The organism is Dyadobacter sp. HNCC25DJ187 (assembly GCF_056895255.1).
Window position 1 is genome coordinate 1,254,343 of record NZ_JBXHAT010000002.1, and the last position, 18,095, is coordinate 1,272,437.

Sequence of the window (18,095 nt, forward strand, 5' to 3'; positions counted from 1 at the left end):
TGTTTTACAACTATTTAGGCTCACGATAAGGAACCTGAATATCCATTTTGCCTTTCCAGGGATCAGGTATTTTTTTATCTACTCCCCAATGAATTGCATTGATTATCAATCGCTGAAAACCTTCCTGTCTGAAATCTTCAGGATGGCCGAGTGTGGTCATGAATACTTTTCCTCCAAATGAATTGGTACCTGTCCATGCAACGGGGTTATCAATAGCGGCCTTATCAGGATCTACTGCTTTACCCATTAATAACCAGGTAGAGCCTTTTACCGGATAGTCGGGCAGAACGCGATACAACCATGAACGTACATGAAATGAAGGATCAACCCCAGTCAAAAGTGGATTTTTTGCTTGCTCGGGTATAACAGTTACGTCTGTACTACTATGATGACCATAATGGGTATGCGCTGCTTTTCCACCCCAACCCGGAGGTGCATTCAACGCAAATTCACCGAATGCATTCCATTTAACACTTTCATGATCTTTTGGGAAATTGAATGCATGGGTAGTAGTTCTAAAACCGATTACGGGCTTTGCCTTTTTCAAATACTCCTCTATCATTACGAGTTGCTCCTTAGGAAGTTGCCGCCACCGCAGATAGAACACAGCCAGATCTGCATCTTTAAGTGCTTCCAGTCCGGGAATATTTTTCTCAGAATTGTGATCCGGATATGCTTTCAATACTACCGTTCTCATACCATAGTTTTTCTCCAGCTCAGCAGCAATAACAGGAAGCGTTTCTTCACCACTATACTCATGGTCACCGGTTACAAATACAACGAGTGGTTTTCCCGATTTGGATGTCTTTTTTGACTGAGAAAAGGACTGAATTGAAAACAAAACTGAACAAATAACAATAAGGGCTAATGACCTGGAAATGGCCTGGATTCTTGTGCTCATTTGTGTAGGTGATATTGGTAAAAGGCTTTGTACTATTTTGAAGACCGGCAGGTATTCAATCTACCATAACAGCTTCCAAATTAATTGAGAGATTCTTATGCATAGTATAACCTAGACTAAAAAATCCAAATTATCCCTTACTTTATACCAAAAGCATTTACGCGTAATCGCAGAAGAACCTGGTAGCCGACTATTATTGATAAGAGAACCGAGACGATTTATTGAACAAATCTTAGGGCAAGTGTAATCGATGCTCGCGACAGGTCTTCCAGCTCATGATGAGAGAGATTGACAACCTCTGTACGTCCTTTGTATGTCTTATTGAATTTAAAAACATTTCCAAGCATGCAATTGCCTGTCAATCCAACAGCTAATTTTTTGGCAATACGATGGTCGATACCTACACTTACAGCCCATCCCATCGTGTCGGCACTTAATTTATAATCCTGCCCTATATAACGCGCCCTATTGCGATAAGGCTGGTAACCAACCATAAACGAAGTTAAAATGGCAGTAGATTGGTTAGGAAACATTTTTCGATGAGCAACACCCAATCCCAGAAACTGGATAGTCACATGATCATGGGTTCGTATATCTCGCTCTGCACGATTACTATATAGATCATATCTCATTCCTAAACCAACACTTTTCCAGGGGAAATAAAAGACATCTGCTCCAGCTGAAATACCAGGTTTAAGCTTCTGGTCGTAAAGTCTTTCATAATCGGTTGCACTTACCTTGGATCTGAACAAACGACGGGCATATCCCACATGAACACCAGTCTGCCATTTAATCCATGCCAATGTATCTTTACGGGTGGTCTGGTTAATTTTTAAGTCACTAGGTTCCCGCCGGTCTTCCTTTCCTGATGCAGCCGTATTTTTGTGGGAAACCCGAAGTGAGTCACTATTGACGTAAAATCCATATACAATTGCACTAACCCTATCTTTTCCAAACTTATGGAAGATATCCTGATTATATCGAGTATAAGAAAAATGAACCTCGGTACGGGTCTCCTTTCTGATATGGCACGAAATCGAATCACCGACATTGGTTACAATCAGATCCTGGGCTGTCCCTTTTCTGCCAGAAAGAATAAGTATCAAAAAGACAACGCAGCAATATACTCTCATTTATAATCTCATAGTCAGCGGTTTACACTTCTTAAATTCAGTACTTAACCTACTCATCATCATTAATAGAAAAACAGTTGGCAAATATACTCTTTTGAAACATACGAATTAAAATTGTCAGATAAAGCCTACTCATACTTACGCCATGCACCGAGAATTGCACCTGTGGTGGCATATACCCCTACCTGCACGCCTCCATCTATCAATGAAAGCAAAACCGGCCTGAGTGAAAACATATCCTTGACAGTCAGGGGACATAGTACAAACACGACACCAAACAGCAAACCTATGAGAAAGCCGTATACCAAGGATTTAACAGGGATTTTAGTAAATATCCAGGCCATAGTATAGGCCGAAAAAGAAGATGCTACGATACTGGCCAGATAAGGAGCAGGACTATTTGCTGATTGAACCTGTTCCGTCGTGAAGCCGTTAAGGGCTATCCAGGTTTCAGAAAACGCTCCATACCATAATGCAGGTACAATTTGTGAAATCACCACACACACAAGCACGGCCCAAAGATTGACAGATTGTTTTCTCATATTATAGAGTGTTTATTCGGTCATCAAAAGGTACTACCAACGCCAAATATAAGAGGTTTGAAAGTATATCGCAGCTTTTATTTCGACTGCTTCACGAATTCAATGTTTCTCGACAGCCCCTCAAATTTGGTTCTTTTTAAAGGTGATTTTCTGAAAACTTCTCGAAAAACCTCCTCTGTAATCTCCTTCCAGTCATTTGCAGACAAAGCTGCCAAATCCGGCGATGCATTAAATTCAGGAGTTGTGTGCGGACGGGAAAAACGATTCCATGGACAAACATCCTGACAAATATCACAGCCGAAAATCCAGTTCTCAAACTTACCGCGTGCATCTTGAGGAATCGCTTCTTTAAGTTCAATTGTATAATAACTGATACATTTACTGCCATCCACCACATAAGGCTCCGTGATCGCGTCAGTCGGGCAAGCATCCACACAGCGTGTGCAGGTTCCGCAATAATCTACTACTGCACCATCAGCCTCCAGATCCAGGTCACAAATAATTTCACCTATAAAAAAGAAACTGCCCATGTTCCGGTTGAGCAGATTAGAATGCTTGCCAACCCAACCCAATCCGCTTTTAGCAGCCCAGGCTTTATCCATTACAGGAGCTGAATCTACAAATATCCTTGCATCTACTTCACCGATCTGATCTCTCATAGCGACAAGCACATTACTCAACTTTTCTTTGAGAACGAAGTGATAATCTTTTCCATAGGCATATTTGGAAATTTTCATATCTCCTTCTCCTTCCGGTAACTTCTCTTCCGGATAATAATTGAGCAATACAGAAATTACACTTCTGGCTCCATCAACCAATTTGCGTGGATCAAGCCTTTTATCAAAATGATTGGCCATATAGGACATGGCGCCGTTATGATTTTTATTGAGCCAGCTTTCCAGCCTGGGTGCTTCCTCTTCCAGAAATCCGGCTTTGGAAATGCCACAAAAGTCAAAGCCGTTATCTTTGGCAATGGTTTTAATCAATTGGCTCCTCTCCTGCCGTATGAAGTCGGTCGTCGTCATGACGCAAAGTTACTAATACTGACTAAAAATGTCATCTTGTCAGCTTTTTCCTTTTGGCAAAGTAATTTAGTACTGTCAAAACGATACAAAAGTCATAAAAGTACCCATACGATATGTCTAAAAATACCGAGTTTAATATAGATCAAGACTTAAAAAACGAAATGAACGAGGAGAACTCAGTTCCGGATACGGAAAACGTTAACAATGCAGAGTCTGCCAATGCAGTACCGATGGATAATGCAGGCCAGGAAATCAGCGAGGAAGCACAGGCTGTGCATGAAGTAGATCCGCTTGAAGCTGCCAAACAAGAAGTGGCGGAACTCAAGGACAAATACCTCAGGTTATATGCCGATTTCGAAAACTTCCGCAGACGTACATCGAAAGAAAAACTGGAGCTGATATCTACTGCAGGTGCGGACGTAGTAAAATTGATTCTGCCGGTAGTGGATGATTTCGAACGTGCTATGTCATCTTTTGACTCTACAACGGATACAGGTGCTTTGAAAGAAGGTGTTGATCTGATTTACACCAAATTATATAAAACACTGGAATCGAAAGGTTTAAAACCTATGAACGCAAAAGGTGAGACTTTTGATGCTGACATACACGAATCCATTGCCCAGTTTCCTGCTCCTACAGAAGAACAAAAGGGGAAGGTAATTGATGAAATTGAAAAAGGTTATTATCTGCATGATAAAGTATTGCGCTACGCGAAAGTAGTTGTTGGTGCTTAAAATATAATTTAGACATGTGTGATGTGCATAACCAAACGCATCCGACATTGATTCCTGACAATCAGGCGGTAAGCCGAACGGATATTGCATACTACATACGACATTAAAAAATGGCTAAGAAAAGAGATTATTACGAAATATTAGGTGTGGAGCGCGGTTCTTCAGCCGATGAAATCAAAAAAGCTTATCGTAAGCTTGCGATTAAATTTCACCCGGATAAAAATCCGGATGACCCTACAGCGGAAGATAAATTCAAAGAAGCTGCAGAAGCCTACAGTATACTAAGTGACGAGCAGAAACGCGCACGTTACGATCAGTTCGGCCATGCTGGCGTTGGTGGCCCTTCCGGAGGCGGTGGTTATCCGGGTGGTGGATTTTCGATGGATGACATCTTCTCTCAGTTTGGAGATATATTTGGTGATAGCAGCCCATTCGGCGACATATTTGGTCGCGGCGGCGGAGGCGGTGGTGGACGCCGTGTTCGCAAAGGATCTGATCTTCGTATTAAGCTGAAACTTAATTTGGAGGAAGTAGCCAACGGAGTTGAGAAAAAAATAAAAGTAAAACGGCATGTAAGCTGTAATACTTGTGGTGGAAACGGTGCCAAAAATGGAACATCGCTTACGAATTGTAACGGGTGTAATGGAACGGGTCAGGTAAGAAAGGTGGTAAGCACAATGCTAGGCCAGATGGTATCCACAAGCACCTGCCCTACCTGTAACGGCGATGGCAAGATCATCAGCGAGCGATGTGATGCGTGTGCCGGTGAAGGACGCCTGCTTCAGGACGACCTGATCACGCTGAATATCCCTGGTGGAGTTGCTGAAGGTATGCAGCTTTCGATGTCAGGAAAAGGAAATGTTCCTTCCCGTGGCGGCGTGGCTGGAGATCTACTCATCGTGATTGAGGAAGAAGAAAATGCACAACTTAAGCGTGATGGAAATAACGTAGTATTTGATATGCATTTGAGTTTTATTGATGCTACCCTTGGAACTTCAACTGAAATTCCAACCATTGATGGAAAGGCAAGAATCAATGTAGAAGCAGGTACGCAGGCAGGCAAAATTCTTCGTCTGAAAGGAAAAGGAATAAAGGATTTAAATGGATACGGTAAGGGCGATCAGCTGGTACACATCAATGTCTGGACTCCTCAGCAATTGTCCTCCGACGAACGTGAAACATTGGAGTCTTTGAGAAATTCACCAAATTTCCAACCTAAGCCAGGTAAAAACGAAAAAGGATTTTTTGATAAAATGAAAGATTTCTTCCATTGACAAGCATAGCCTTTCTTATCTATTTCTATTACGAGTCGTCACCATTTGTGGCGGCTCTTTTTTTGTTAATATGCTGCTTAGTTTAACATTCTTTATCTTCGCATTACCGACAAATCAAGATTAATATAATTTTTTATGAAACCATTACTTCTGCTATTCTCTATGCTGTCAGCAGGAATTTTACAGGCACAGTCATCAAACAAACCATCGGAAATTACATTTGCGACCTACAATGTAAGTATGGAAGCCGAAAACTACGTTCCGCGCGGTACGAAAGATAATTCCGAAAAAGTACTGGTACAGGAACTCAGCACCGGAACGAATGCCCAGATTAAGAACATTGCCTCCATTATACAAACGGTAAGGCCTGACGTAATTCTACTCAACGAATTTGACTACATTCAGAATCCGGATAAAGGGGTAAAAGCTTTCATTAAAAATTACCTGAATAAAGATCAGAGCGGATCTAAAGCTATTGATTATCCTTATTTCTATTATTCGACAGTGAATACAGGGCAACCGAGTCCCTTTGATCTCAATAATGATGGGAAATTTGACAATCTGGGTAACGACGCCTGGGGCTTTGGAAATTATCCTGGTCAGTACGGAATGGTGCTGTTGTCCAAATACCCTATCGATACAGAGAATGTAAGAACATTCCAGCATTTCAAATGGAAAGATATGCCGGATCACCAAAAAACCATGAAAGCGGATGGCAGTGATTGGTATGTACCTGAGGCATGGACTCAATTTCCCCTTTCTTCCAAGTCGCATTGGGATGTGCCGGTTATTGTCAATAAAAAAATAATACATGTATTAGCCAGCCACCCTACACCACCTACTTTCGACGGACCTGAAGACCGGAACGGAAAAAGAAATTTTGATGAAATACGGTTTTGGAGAGACTATATTACCGAAGGATCCAACGCTTATATCTATGATGACAAAAAGACCCGGGGTGGCTTGAAACATGGCAGCAGCTTTGTAATCATGGGAGATCAGAATGCCTCGCCAGACGAAGGAAATGCAATTACAGAAGGGATTCGCTCACTGATCTCGCATCCCCTTGTGAATAACGAAAATGAACCGGAAAGTAAAGGAGGCGCACAACACAGTCCGGATAATTCCTTTGCAAAAAATCACACGGCATTCTGGCGCATGAGAGCCGATTATGTACTTCCTTCCAAAAAGGGTTTACGCATAAAAGACAGTGGCGTATTCTGGCCTGTGAAAGGAGAACCCATGTGGGAATTAGTGGAGAAGCGCGAGTCCAGCTCAGATCACCGGATGGTATGGGTGAAGTTGGAATTACTATGAGTAAGTAATTAGATAATGTTCAAGGAGCCCGATATATCGCTAAATAACCGGTATACCGGGCCTTTTGTAACTTATCCTATTCAAACTGATTTTTTACCAAAATCAAACTGCGCGCTGATCCTGTAAGTTTGTTGTAATGGACTGTTTTTTTCCTGAGGAATCAAATAGGAAAAATCAATTCCATAATCTTTGAAGATACGTACACCGGCACCTGTTGTGAAATATCTTCTACCCCCTTTATTTTTATGTTCTCCAAAATATCCTCCGCGGAGCGCCAGCTTATTCTTATACCAATATTCCACTCCACCAGACAGGATTATCTCCTGCATTTCTTCCTTAAAACCACCAGGTGCGTCCGAAAATGATTTCCACACATTACTCAGGACGGATGTTGTTACGGGATTAATACCAAGCGTAGGTGTAAGCAACTTACTGGCATCAAGAATAAAATTTAATTTATGCTTGTCATTGTTGGAGACAGAGAGCCCACCACCTAATTTCAGCATCGTTGGAAGAAACTCCTGATATACGGACGCCGTACCATTATTATAGTTAAGCCTATCACCTAAATTCGCTAAAACAGCACCAAACGACCAGGTAGTTGTCCTGCCAGTGGATGTGTTAAAATACTGTTTTCTATAATATGCACTAATATCTCCTGCCATCACGCTTGCTGCTTTCATATCAGCTGCGTTGACCAAAAAAGCGTTTGGATAAGAAGAATGAATATATTTCAAGCTAAGTCCCATGGAGAAATTAGCTCCTAGTTTTCGGGAATATGCCAGACTGTATGCATTATCAATAGTGCGCCGGCTACCTATGTTTACAGGAGGATTACCAGCAAATAAGGTATAGGTTCCCCAGGCTAAATGCCTGACTGAAGCGGCTAATGCCTGTTTACCCCCAAACTTCTTGTATAGACTAACATTACCTTGCCATGCATCGTCCATTACCGACGACAGCCATGAGCCATAGGTAATTGATGCGCCAAAATCTCTGTCTGAAAATGCGTTTTTTGAGGCGTTCCAATGGATGGAATTAGCATCCGGACTCAACGCTACACCTGCATCTCCCAAACCCGCACTACGCGCATCCGGAGCTATAAGTAAAAAGGAGGAAGAGCCATAAGGTATGGCTAAATACCCTGTTTGCGCAAGTAGTGTTGATGAGCAAAGTAAAAAAAGAACAAGTAACTGGACCAAAATCACCGGAAATGATCTGAGCGAAAGAGAGGGCATAAAAATATATTTAGGGTGAAGAAAGCAATCGCATACAAAATCAGGTGCCAAGCCGTTTTTATATTCCATCCTCGAGCCATTCACTTTCGGCATCCAGACAATGAACGCTAAGTTAGCATACGTTAGTATACTTAAGTGTATTTTATGTTACTTATAGATATGATGATCTTTGAACTCCAAATCCATATTATTCCAAGCAAGCGCAATAAAAAAGCGGAGACCGTATGACTACGATCTCCGCTTCCGTATTAAACCAATTAAAATTCGTTACTGTCCACCGTACATATTAAACGCAGCAAGGTGTTTTTGGAAAATAGCTTCATATTTCTTGGCAGCATCTTCCTGCTTTGCCTCTCGGCATTCCTGCACGATTGTCTGCATAATGTACAGATATAGATTACTATCCCTACGTTTGGTAGTACCATTGTCTTTGGCCCAGGTTAGTACCTCGTCAGCACGGGTAGCCATAGTTTCAGCAATGTCGAGGGCCTTTTTATTCTCCCCTAGGTCGAACAATATTCCGATAAAATTAGCTGAGAAATTATCATATGGGATACTCTTATCTGGCATGGTTGACAGAGAGCGTTCTACTGCTTTCTTCGCTTCATCTTTTCTTCCATCAGCGATCAGCTGACCAGCCAGACGAAGGAATGCGATACGTGCTGTAGCTACCGGAGAACCTAAATAGGTATTGTCGTAATATGTATTAGGGTTATCCAGCTCTCTCCATTCCATTTTCGTCATCATGTTGTTATACATGACATCCGAATTCACGTAACCGTCCTGAGCTCCCGGAACGCGTACTGGCAGCAAACGATAGGCGTAACCTTCCAGTTGCATATACTCTTTCAGGTTCAGGTAACTTGAACCTCCCAACGTGGAGGAGAAATAGATCGGACGTTTCCAGTCATTCGTAGAAATGATGTCCAGCATGATCAAATCAGATTTATACAAATCACCCTTACCGATTGTCCAGCTGATCGAATCAGACACAAACGGTACAAGATCACTTTTTACGATATTCATCTTCTTAATCGCCTCAGCATCAACAGGCAGAAACAATACAGATGATGGCAGGATTGAAGTCATATCTCCACTTGTCAACGGTACCTGAATCGCTTTGTTTTCAGTCTTTACCAAACTCATGTATTCTTTCAGGTTAATTCCACCCTTTACACTTGGAATTTCATAGAAAGGAACGATGTCATTTTTACCAAATGCATAATTATTCTTGTCAAGAGATATTGGTAGCGCCTCGGACAGATACGTCTTACGTTTCATCTGATCAATATACCAGTCCGTACCCAACAAGCTCAGGTTACAAACCCTTACATCTGTACGGAAACCCTCTACTTCCTGTACATACCATAATGGGAATGTGTCATTATCGCCACCCGTAAATAGGATTGCATTCGGTGCACACGAATTCAAAAGATTTTTAGCGAAGTCAACAGAGTGGTATCTGTTATCACGGTTATGGTTATCCCAGCCTTTTGCTCCCATAATACCAGGAACGATTAAACAAAGCGCGGTAGCAACACCAGCACGGACACTGCCTTCTTTCACAAATTTACCAATGGCATCCGCAATCGCTATAACCCCGAAACCAATCCATATACAGAAAATGTAGAAAGAACCCACGTAAATATAATCACGTTCTCTTGGCTCAACTGGTGGAGAATTAAGGTATATCACAAGCGCAAGACCTGTCAGTAGGAATAAAAGTCCGAGAATAAGCAGATCCTTTTTCTGACGATAATATGCAACTACAATCCCTAAAAGACCAAGGATAAACGGAAGCATAAAATAATTGTCATGTGCTTTGTTATTGGCTATGATCGAAGGATATTTCTTGGCTGCATCCCACGGAAGAAGATTACCTGCACCTTCTTCATCGCTTTCACGTCCTACGAAATTCCATAAGAAATAGCGCCAGTACATGTGTCCGATCTGGTGAGAAATCATAAAGGATAAATTATGTCCCATTGTAGGTTTTTGTCCTTCCGCCAGACCCGTCATTTGCTGATACAACTGCGGATGCCCGCCTTGTGTGCTGTACATACGTGGCAAAAGCATACTTGCACCTGGCTCATATTCGTATTCAGGACGGTAGTCGTAGATCACATATTTGCCATCCTGCTTGCGGTACATAGGCGCACCACGTTTCTGGCTTACAGGACGAGATACGAACGATGGACCATAAAGCAGAGGGCGGCTGCCATACTGCTCTCTTTTCAGATAGGATACAAAGCTTAATACATCATTGGGATTGTTCTCGTTAATCGGAGGATTATACTCTGCACGAACAAGCACCATCAGATAACTTGCATAACCCACCAAAACGAAAGCCAATGAAAGAAGACCTGTATTTAATAAAACCTTATTTTTCTGTTGAGAATAACGGATACCCCAGATAAGTGCGCCCAGGAACAAAACGATGAAGAAGATCACCCCTGATTTGTAAGGCATTCCGAGTGAGTTCACAAAGAAAATTTCAAACTTACCTGCCATACTTGGTAGTCCGGGAATGATACCACTATTGATTATTCCAAGTACGACCAACCCACATACAAACGAAACAATGCCGCCGAACACGGTCGGTTTAGGAAATTTCTTGAAGTAGTATACCAATGCAAGTGCAGGTATAGTTACCAGGTTAAGCAAATGGACTCCAATAGAAATACCTACCAGATAAGCAATAAAGATCAGATAGCGATTTTCTGCAGCAGGATCTTCGATACGCTCCCATTTAAAAACAGCCCAGATCACGATAGCGGTAAAGAATGAAGACATACCGTAAACCTCAGCTTCTACCGCTGAGAACCAGAATGAATCTGACCAGGTATAGGCCAGTGCTCCTACAATACCAGATCCTAACAACAGAATAATGTCAGCCTGGGTTAGATCCTTATCAGCTTTTCCGATCAGCTTTCTTGCCAGAAGAGTAATAGTCCAGAAAAGAAATAGGATAGTAAACGCCGAACTCATTACAGAAACCATATTCACCCAATAGGCTACATTGGTGAGGTCACCAAAAGCAAAAAGAGCAAATAGACGACCTATCAGCAGAAAGAAAGGAGCACCCGGAGGGTGAGGAACCTGCAATTTAAAAGCACAGGCAATAAACTCGCCGCAGTCCCAAAAACTGGCCGTTCTTTCAACGGTAAGCGTGTAGGTAATAAGCGCAATGGCGAAGACAATCCAACCCGTAAGGTTGTTGGTACGATTGAAACGGGTCATTAGTTAGAATCTAAAATGTAAAACTTGAATAGCAAATGAACACAAACTGATGCGTCTCTTATAGCCGCTATGATAATGATCGGGTCAAAATTAGTAAAATAACCTCAACTGCAAGGTTTAGCGGCTCCTAAAAAATGTTAAATGGGAAGTTAGAGGAGTTACGAGAAGTGAAGAAGTTACCGTCCGGTCTGCACGCCTTCGCGAGCTGAAAGGAAAAGCCGCAGATTAAAAAGAAGGTAAAGGAAGTTAGGAGATGTTAAAGTACTTACCTCCGGTCTGTACGCCGAAAGGCGGGCTGAACGGGAATTGAAAAGTAGAGAAGTTAGAGTAGGTAATGAAAGTGAATAAAAAAGCTGAGGAGTTAAGAGATGTTTAAAGGAGCTAAACTATCCGTTCAGACCGCTTGCAGCGTTCAGACCGGAATTGACGCCAAATGCAGCGTCCTAACTCCTCTAACTTCTTAACTCCTATAACTCCTACTTATAAAATATCCACTTCGCCAGTTCCTTATAAGTCACTTTTTTCCCATACATCAGAATACCTACACGATAGATACGGGACGCAAACCATATCGTTCCCATAAAGCCAAGAACCAGCAATACCATTGATAGTGCGATTTCCCAGGCTGGCACACCAAAAGGAATCCTAACCATCATGATAATGGGAGACGTAAAGGGTATCATCGATGTCCAGAATGCCAGGCTTCCGTCCGGATCGCGAAGTACAAACTGTGCAAATACGAATGAAAAAATAATCGGCAGTGTAATGGGCAACATAAACTGCTGCGTATCTGCATCGTTGTCTACTGCCGCTCCAACAGCACCGAAGAGCGCGCTGTATAGCAGATACCCTCCCAGGTAATAGAACAGGAAGCAGGAAAGAATTAAGGGAATATTAAGGCTGCTTATTGCTCCCATCACTTCTGCAACCGGATTTTGCACATTGCCTCCCGGCATTCCGTTGGCAGGCATGTTCTTCTGCTGCATTTCTGCAACGGCCTTTGCCTCACCTGCCAACTTATCACTCATCACGCTGGTTGCAACGGATGACAATGAAGCCGTAAGAAAAATCCACAGAACGAATTGCGTAAGTCCTACGAGCGCCACACCAATAATCTTACCCATCATCAGCTGATAAGGCTTAACAGAAGAAATAATTACTTCTACGATTCTGTTGGTTTTCTCTTCCGTAATTCCGCGCATCACCTGCGTTCCGTATATGAATACAGACATGTAAATCAAAAAGGCACAGATACCCCCAATCACTGTTGCAGCACCTGAACTACTTGTTTTCTCTCCCTCGTCACTCAGACTAATCGTTTCAGATTTCACATTTACTCGCGAATCTTCGAGAATTTTGTGCGTAATGCCTGCTTCAGAAAGCTTGATTTCTTCAATTTGTTTTTCAATCACATCTTCAATCCCAGATTTCAGCTCCATGCTTACATTTTTGGCAGCATAAATCCGGACGCTTTTGGGTTGTTTAATGACATCCTTTGGAATATACACCAATGCATTGGCTCCACTCTTTTGAAACTCCCTTTTGGCAGAATCAATGGGTGAGGACAGATAAGTAAATTTCAGAGATTCAGAATCTTTGAATTGATTTGTGAACATGTTGCTCTCATCAACCACCTGTACCGTTTTCAGCTCTACTGAGCCAATGGCGATCCAGATAACGGCGGCATAAAATGCAGCAAAAAGCAACGGGCCGAGAATGGTCATAATCAAAAACGATTTCTTTTTGACTCTCACCAGGTATTCTCGTCTGATAACCAGAAATATATTACGCATTAGCTAGTTTTGTTAATGTTTAATTCGATAAATAGAATGTTTGCAGAGTTCAAATAATCATTATCCTTCCGGAACTTCATTGACAGCCCTCATGAAGATGTCGCTCATTGTTGGTATATTTTCACCAAAAGAACGGATCTCAACCTGATTAAGCAGATTTGCCAGAAGTTGATTGGGAGTTCCCGTCTCCGGCAAATGTATATTTATTCTTCTAAACCCATTTTCCAACTCCTTTACTGCTTCCAGCTGATACCCTTCAAAACCGGTCGTCAGATTACCCCTGCACTCCACAAAGAACGTATTGGTTTTAAACTGCTCCTTTATATCATTTTTAGCACCATCCAATACCTTTTTCGATTTATGAATCAGTGCAATATTATCGCACAACTCTTCTACGGTTTCCATTCGGTGTGTAGAGAATATGATCGTACTCCCCTTTTGTTTCAGTTCCAGAATTTCATCTCTTATCAGGTTTGCATTGATGGGGTCAAAACCTGAAAACGGTTCATCCAGAATAATCAAATCAGGTTCATGAAGGACTGTTGATACAAACTGCACCTTCTGCTGCATACCCTTAGAAAGATCGGACACAGTTTTATCCCACCATGTTTTAATATCGAATTTAACAAACCAAACCTTGAGTTTATCCATTGCCTCCTTTTGGGAAAGGCCTTTCAATTGTGCAAGATAAAGCAGTTGTTCGCCTACCTTCATTTTTTTATAAAGACCACGTTCTTCAGGAAGATAGCCTATTCTGGAAATGTGGCTTGCGTTGAGTGGTTTTCCATCAAACAAAATCTGGCCTGCATCCGGTCCGGTGATTTGGTTGATTATCCTGATAAGTGATGTCTTTCCTGCTCCGTTAGGACCAAGTAATCCAAAAATGCAGCCTTTAGGAATATTGACACTTACATCGTCCAATGCTTTGTGAGCGGCGTACTCCTTGGTTACATGTTGTACTTCAATAATATTCATATTAGTAGTTTAAGTAGCGAAGATTTGGAGTAAAATGCTGAATCATCCTCACGGAAATATGTGATTATTTCAAAGATGCAAACTATCAGCGCCTTCTCAAAAGTATGTATTACGAAAGCCCCGTTTTAAATGACTAATGGCTTAAAATAAAAAACGAGCGGGTCATCCGCTCGTTCAAATACTATTTTATTAAATCTCAAAAACTCGCTTCAATCTTCCGGATAAGGAACATATACAAATCCCGAAAAGTCGCCCAGAAGAACAAACAGGCAGCAGTATTCATCTGCATTTTTGTAATTTTCCTTAAACGCCTCAACAGACTCTTCCCCAATCAGCTTCCTGTCCACGAATTCCTGCATGTAGGATGCTTTATAGCTATATCTATTGGAGAGCTCTTCCGCACCAATTAGTAAAAGTCCTAACTCTACTTCGGTATATGCCAGCACGAAAATCGGATAATCTGAAAAACCACGTTTTCTTATCTGATAAGATGCTTCTTTAAGCTGATCCGAAATTTTTACAAAATCTTCTGAAATCAACCCCATGATCTGCCTGTTAATCTCCGGAGAGTTGGCATCATCCATCATGGCATTTTCATTGCTGTTGCTAATCATTGTATGGCTGTTGGCTCCCAGCTATCGGCTGTCGGCCACTTGATTTAAATCTTAATTAATACTTTATGTACTATTTTGGTATTCCCTAAACTGAAAGCTGATTACCGACGGCCGATAGCCCTCGTCACATTCTCGCTGCCAGCAGTAACGTCAGATCTTTATACCTCATATTAAAACTGCGGGCAATATGAGAATTGGTCAGCGTCCCCTTGTGACAATAGACTCCCTTCATAAACCAGCGATTGGCGTAAATCATTTCTTCTATACCACCGATAGTCCCGGTTTGTAACAAAAAAGGAAGAAATACATTACTCAGTGCTGTGCTTGCTGTGTGTGCAACACGTGAAGGAATATTGGGCACACAATAGTGTATAACGTCATTATACTTGAATATAGGATTTTTATGTGTCGTCATTTTAGAGGTCTCAAATGACCCTCCCTGATCAATACTTACATCAATAACTACCGATCCCGGCTTCATCTGATCTATCATTTCCTTTGTAACTACCAATGGACTTACTCCATTTTCAGCACGCATGGTTCCTATCACCACATCTGCCCGACTGATGGCCTCGCCCAGTGTATCTGAATCAATGATGGATGTATACAGGTTCTGTCCAATAGCATATTTCAACCTTTGCAACCGGTAAATATGCTTGTCAAAAACTTTGACATCAGCCCCCATACTGATAGCGGCACGTGTTGCATATTCCGAAACTGTTCCTGCTCCAAGAATCACTATCTTGGTAGGGGGCACTCCTGTAATGCCTCCCAGAATAATGCCCCGCCCACCGTTCGGTGTAGACAAATACTCTGCAGCAATAAGCAGAACGGTACTACCTGCTATTTCCCCCATTGCTCTGATAATAGGCTTTCCTCCCACTTTATCCTCAATCAGTTCATAGCCAATTCCGGTGATCTTAGCCTGATTCAGTTTTTCAAAATAACCTTTTTCGAGTGCCGGCAAATTAAGCACTGAGATCAGTGTGGTTCCTGGTTTAATATATCCGAATTCAGCGTCTACCAAAGGCTCAACTTTCAGGATCAGGTTGGCTTTATATACTTCCTCCGGACTGGTTACAATTCTTGCTCCTGCTTCGCTATATTCATGGTCTGATAAATTTGCGCCTATTCCCGCATCCCTCTCAACCCAAACCTCATGGCCATTGCGTACCAGAATACTAACAGCATCAGGTGTAAGCGCGATACGATTTTCCTGTAGAGAAACTTCTTTCGGCAACCCGATCAACAATGAATTCTGATCTTTCCGAACAGCTAGTAGTGACTCCTGAGGATAAAGCTCTGTTTGTTTTGCGAGCTCTTTAAATCCGGGTATCTGGGGTTGCGCCATTTGTTATCTTGCTATACAGTAGTTTTTGTTGTGTTTCTTATTGAGAGCTGGTCAGTGCTTTCCGATCTCAGTTACCGTAAGTACCCTTTCTCCCTCTTCTTCCACGATCAGATTGAGCAGCATGTACCTCTCCGGCCATAAAGATGTGATCTGAGATGGCCACTCTACAAAACAAAATGATCCGGAATCGAAATATTCTTCCAATCCGATATCCCATGCTTCAGATTCGTCTTTAATCCGATAAAAGTCAAAATGATAAACAATATTTTTCTGCTCTCCTATGTATTCATTCACAAGCGAAAATGTAGGACTATGAACAGAGGATACAATACCAAGTTGATGACAAAGGGCCCGAATCAGGGTGGTTTTACCAGCACCCATTTGACCCTCAAAAAGCCACACGGGCACTTCTCTGCCCCAATCAAGTATCTTTTGAGACACTTTCTCCAAATCTTCAAGCTCTTTGAAACGAATGACGTTAGTTATTCCACTCATGGCACAAAAATACCACTTTTTACCATCTGAATGTCCATATCCTCAATAACCCGTCTTCATTTTAATTTTTAGGTGGAGCATAAACCGTCCATCTCTTTCTTATTTGCTGACCAGGATCCCTGACTAACCTTTTAATATTTTTCGCCTTTTGAGAAGTTTTTACGGATGATTTTGTTACTCCTGCTTGTCAAAAAACATCATGGTGAACACAGTCGGCTCTATTGAATCAATTAAAAACCATCCTACATCCTATGATCCCAAACTTTGGCAAGTATCTTTGAATTTCTCTTCAACCCTCAAATTGAAAATGTTGTTTTAAACCAAATGGAGCAAGCAATACGGCATAGCCTATTGCCAGTTTTCAAAGCGTTCGAGAAAGACAAGTTTCATTTCTCTATTCTCAAAAGACAAACTAAAACGGGTAAGATTTAAAAAATTCGTCATTTAAAATATAACAAACGTTGGTATCATGCTATCCAAATCCATTTCAAGGCGAAACTTCCTCATGAATACGGTCGCTGCAGGCAGTCTCCTTCCATTTGTACCTTTGAATGCCGTGAGCAAAGGGACGTCGACGGATATGAAATTCCCAAAAATCCACATATTTTCTAAACATCTTCAGTTCCTGAATTATCAGGATATGTCAGAGGTAGCCAGAGAATTGGGATTTGATGGTATAGATCTTACCATCCGTCCGAAGGGCCATGTATTACCTGAGCGCGTTGAAAATGATCTGCCGCTTGCTGTGGAAGCTATGAAAAAAGTGGGTATACAGCCCTCTCTTTTTTGTACTGCCGTGGAAGACGCCACTAACTCAACAGATAAAAAATTACTGGAAACGGCTGCCAAACAAGGATTTAAATATTACCGCATGAACTGGTACCGGTACACGGACCAAAAATCAATTCCGTCAGCACTGAACGAATATACCCAAAAAGTGGCCGGACTAAGTCAGTTGAATAAGCAGCTTGGTATCACAGGTTGTTATCAAAATCATGCTGGAAGAATGGTAGGTGCTTCTCTTTTTGAAGTGTGGCAGATACTGCAGAAAGCGGATCCAAAATTCATGGGTACACAGTACGATATCCGCCACGCGACGGTTGAAGGTGGCCTTTCATGGCAAACCGGATTAAATCTGATTCAGCCACATATCAAAACACTGGTACTTAAAGACACCACGTGGGAGAACAAAAATGGAAAAGTGACGATTCATAATGTTCCACTCGGACAAGGAATGGTGGACTTCAACACGTATTTTAAATTCATAAAACAAAACAATATTGACGTACCGGTTTGCCTTCACCTGGAATATCCTCTGGGTGGAGCCGATCAAGGTGCCGAGAAAATTACGGTAGATAAAAAAGTAGTTTTTGACGCCATGAAACGAGACCTGGCCAAAGCAAAGGAACTCTGGGAAATGGCTTAACTTGTCGTTGTATTAACAAACAATCTAAAAGCAGATC

15 protein-coding genes are annotated in these 18,095 nt (G+C 41.8%); 4 read left to right on the top strand and 11 right to left on the bottom strand.

The genetic code is table 11. The annotated features are described in order from the left end of the window. Nucleotides 1-10: 10 nt before the first annotated feature. The 4 genes from AC1XUE_RS16250 to queG form a co-directional block, all read right to left on the bottom strand. Complete coding sequence (locus AC1XUE_RS16250; RefSeq protein ID WP_483357039.1) at nucleotides 11-901, bottom strand: ThuA domain-containing protein; 891 nt, start codon at nucleotides 899-901, stop codon at nucleotides 11-13. 218 nt (nucleotides 902-1,119) lie between these two features. Continuing rightward, nucleotides 1,120-2,034 carry a hypothetical protein gene (locus tag AC1XUE_RS16255; protein ID WP_483357040.1) on the bottom strand — a complete coding sequence of 305 codons (915 nt, stop codon included), beginning with the start codon at nucleotides 2,032-2,034 and terminating at the stop codon, nucleotides 1,120-1,122. Between the two features lie 128 nt (nucleotides 2,035-2,162). Next, entirely contained in the window at nucleotides 2,163-2,576 is a 414-nt protein-coding gene (locus AC1XUE_RS16260) for a DUF1761 domain-containing protein (RefSeq protein WP_483357041.1), read from the bottom strand. A gap of 77 nt (nucleotides 2,577-2,653) precedes the next feature. Next, nucleotides 2,654-3,601: a tRNA epoxyqueuosine(34) reductase QueG gene (queG, locus tag AC1XUE_RS16265; RefSeq protein ID WP_483357042.1), complete on the bottom strand. Its 948-nt coding sequence runs from the start codon at nucleotides 3,599-3,601 to the stop codon at nucleotides 2,654-2,656. Between the two features lie 113 nt (nucleotides 3,602-3,714). Between queG and AC1XUE_RS16270 the strand changes: the two genes are divergently transcribed. The 3 genes from AC1XUE_RS16270 (at nucleotide 3,715) to AC1XUE_RS16280 (ending at nucleotide 6,926) form a co-directional block, all read left to right on the top strand. Next, the gene (locus AC1XUE_RS16270) at nucleotides 3,715-4,335 is read left to right on the top strand and encodes a nucleotide exchange factor GrpE (protein ID WP_483357043.1); all 621 of its coding nucleotides are present in this window, start codon (nucleotides 3,715-3,717) and stop codon (nucleotides 4,333-4,335) included. A 110-nt stretch (nucleotides 4,336-4,445) separates the two neighbouring features. Continuing rightward, entirely contained in the window at nucleotides 4,446-5,609 is a 1,164-nt protein-coding gene (dnaJ, locus tag AC1XUE_RS16275) for a molecular chaperone DnaJ (protein ID WP_483357044.1), read from the top strand. Between the two features lie 135 nt (nucleotides 5,610-5,744). Continuing rightward, entirely contained in the window at nucleotides 5,745-6,926 is a 1,182-nt protein-coding gene (locus AC1XUE_RS16280) for an endonuclease/exonuclease/phosphatase family protein (RefSeq protein WP_483357045.1), read from the top strand. A gap of 80 nt (nucleotides 6,927-7,006) precedes the next feature. On the opposite strand, the gene porV is transcribed toward AC1XUE_RS16280, so the two are convergent. From porV to tsaE, 7 genes are all read right to left on the bottom strand, one after another. Continuing rightward, nucleotides 7,007-8,164 carry a type IX secretion system outer membrane channel protein PorV gene (porV, locus tag AC1XUE_RS16285; RefSeq protein WP_483357046.1) on the bottom strand — a complete coding sequence of 386 codons (1,158 nt, stop codon included), beginning with the start codon at nucleotides 8,162-8,164 and terminating at the stop codon, nucleotides 7,007-7,009. Nucleotides 8,165-8,431: 267 nt separating this feature from the next. Continuing rightward, on the bottom strand, nucleotides 8,432-11,404 hold the full coding sequence (locus AC1XUE_RS16290) for a glycosyltransferase family 117 protein (protein ID WP_483357047.1): 2,973 nt from the start codon (nucleotides 11,402-11,404) through the stop codon (nucleotides 8,432-8,434). 476 nt (nucleotides 11,405-11,880) lie between these two features. Next, nucleotides 11,881-13,197 (bottom strand): ABC transporter permease, encoded by a 1,317-nt coding sequence (locus tag AC1XUE_RS16295; RefSeq protein WP_483357048.1) that lies wholly within the window; start codon nucleotides 13,195-13,197, stop codon nucleotides 11,881-11,883. Nucleotides 13,198-13,257: 60 nt separating this feature from the next. Beyond that, nucleotides 13,258-14,172, bottom strand: a complete 915-nt coding sequence (locus AC1XUE_RS16300; protein ID WP_483357049.1) for an ABC transporter ATP-binding protein — start codon at nucleotides 14,170-14,172, stop codon at nucleotides 13,258-13,260. A 209-nt stretch (nucleotides 14,173-14,381) separates the two neighbouring features. Then, nucleotides 14,382-14,786, bottom strand: a complete 405-nt coding sequence (locus AC1XUE_RS16305) for a hypothetical protein (protein ID WP_483357050.1) — start codon at nucleotides 14,784-14,786, stop codon at nucleotides 14,382-14,384. A gap of 124 nt (nucleotides 14,787-14,910) precedes the next feature. Beyond that, nucleotides 14,911-16,137 (bottom strand): alanine dehydrogenase, encoded by a 1,227-nt coding sequence (locus AC1XUE_RS16310; RefSeq protein ID WP_483357051.1) that lies wholly within the window; start codon nucleotides 16,135-16,137, stop codon nucleotides 14,911-14,913. Nucleotides 16,138-16,188: 51 nt separating this feature from the next. Then, entirely contained in the window at nucleotides 16,189-16,632 is a 444-nt protein-coding gene (gene tsaE, locus AC1XUE_RS16315) for a tRNA (adenosine(37)-N6)-threonylcarbamoyltransferase complex ATPase subunit type 1 TsaE (protein WP_483357052.1), read from the bottom strand. A gap of 469 nt (nucleotides 16,633-17,101) precedes the next feature. Here tsaE and AC1XUE_RS16320 point away from each other — a divergent pair, with 469 nt between their 5' ends. Further along, a complete protein-coding gene (locus tag AC1XUE_RS16320) occupies nucleotides 17,102-18,058 on the top strand; it encodes a sugar phosphate isomerase/epimerase family protein (RefSeq protein ID WP_483357053.1) in 957 nt (318 codons plus the stop codon). Nucleotides 18,059-18,095 lie beyond the last annotated feature (37 nt).

Coding starts and splice junctions, on each gene's coding strand:
- AC1XUE_RS16250 (WP_483357039.1), bottom strand. CDS start 901: ATGAGCACAAGAATCCAGGCCATTTCCAGGTCATTAGCCCTTATTGTT.
- AC1XUE_RS16255 (WP_483357040.1), bottom strand. CDS start 2,034: ATGAGAGTATATTGCTGCGTTGTCTTTTTGATACTTATTCTTTCTGGC.
- AC1XUE_RS16260 (WP_483357041.1), bottom strand. CDS start 2,576: ATGAGAAAACAATCTGTCAATCTTTGGGCCGTGCTTGTGTGTGTGGTG.
- queG (WP_483357042.1), bottom strand. CDS start 3,601: ATGACGACGACCGACTTCATACGGCAGGAGAGGAGCCAATTGATTAAA.
- AC1XUE_RS16270 (WP_483357043.1), top strand. CDS start 3,715: ATGTCTAAAAATACCGAGTTTAATATAGATCAAGACTTAAAAAACGAA.
- dnaJ (WP_483357044.1), top strand. CDS start 4,446: ATGGCTAAGAAAAGAGATTATTACGAAATATTAGGTGTGGAGCGCGGT.
- AC1XUE_RS16280 (WP_483357045.1), top strand. CDS start 5,745: ATGAAACCATTACTTCTGCTATTCTCTATGCTGTCAGCAGGAATTTTA.
- porV (WP_483357046.1), bottom strand. CDS start 8,164: ATGCCCTCTCTTTCGCTCAGATCATTTCCGGTGATTTTGGTCCAGTTA.
- AC1XUE_RS16290 (WP_483357047.1), bottom strand. CDS start 11,404: ATGACCCGTTTCAATCGTACCAACAACCTTACGGGTTGGATTGTCTTC.
- AC1XUE_RS16295 (WP_483357048.1), bottom strand. CDS start 13,197: ATGCGTAATATATTTCTGGTTATCAGACGAGAATACCTGGTGAGAGTC.
- AC1XUE_RS16300 (WP_483357049.1), bottom strand. CDS start 14,172: ATGAATATTATTGAAGTACAACATGTAACCAAGGAGTACGCCGCTCAC.
- AC1XUE_RS16305 (WP_483357050.1), bottom strand. CDS start 14,786: ATGATTAGCAACAGCAATGAAAATGCCATGATGGATGATGCCAACTCT.
- AC1XUE_RS16310 (WP_483357051.1), bottom strand. CDS start 16,137: ATGGCGCAACCCCAGATACCCGGATTTAAAGAGCTCGCAAAACAAACA.
- tsaE (WP_483357052.1), bottom strand. CDS start 16,632: ATGAGTGGAATAACTAACGTCATTCGTTTCAAAGAGCTTGAAGATTTG.
- AC1XUE_RS16320 (WP_483357053.1), top strand. CDS start 17,102: ATGCTATCCAAATCCATTTCAAGGCGAAACTTCCTCATGAATACGGTC.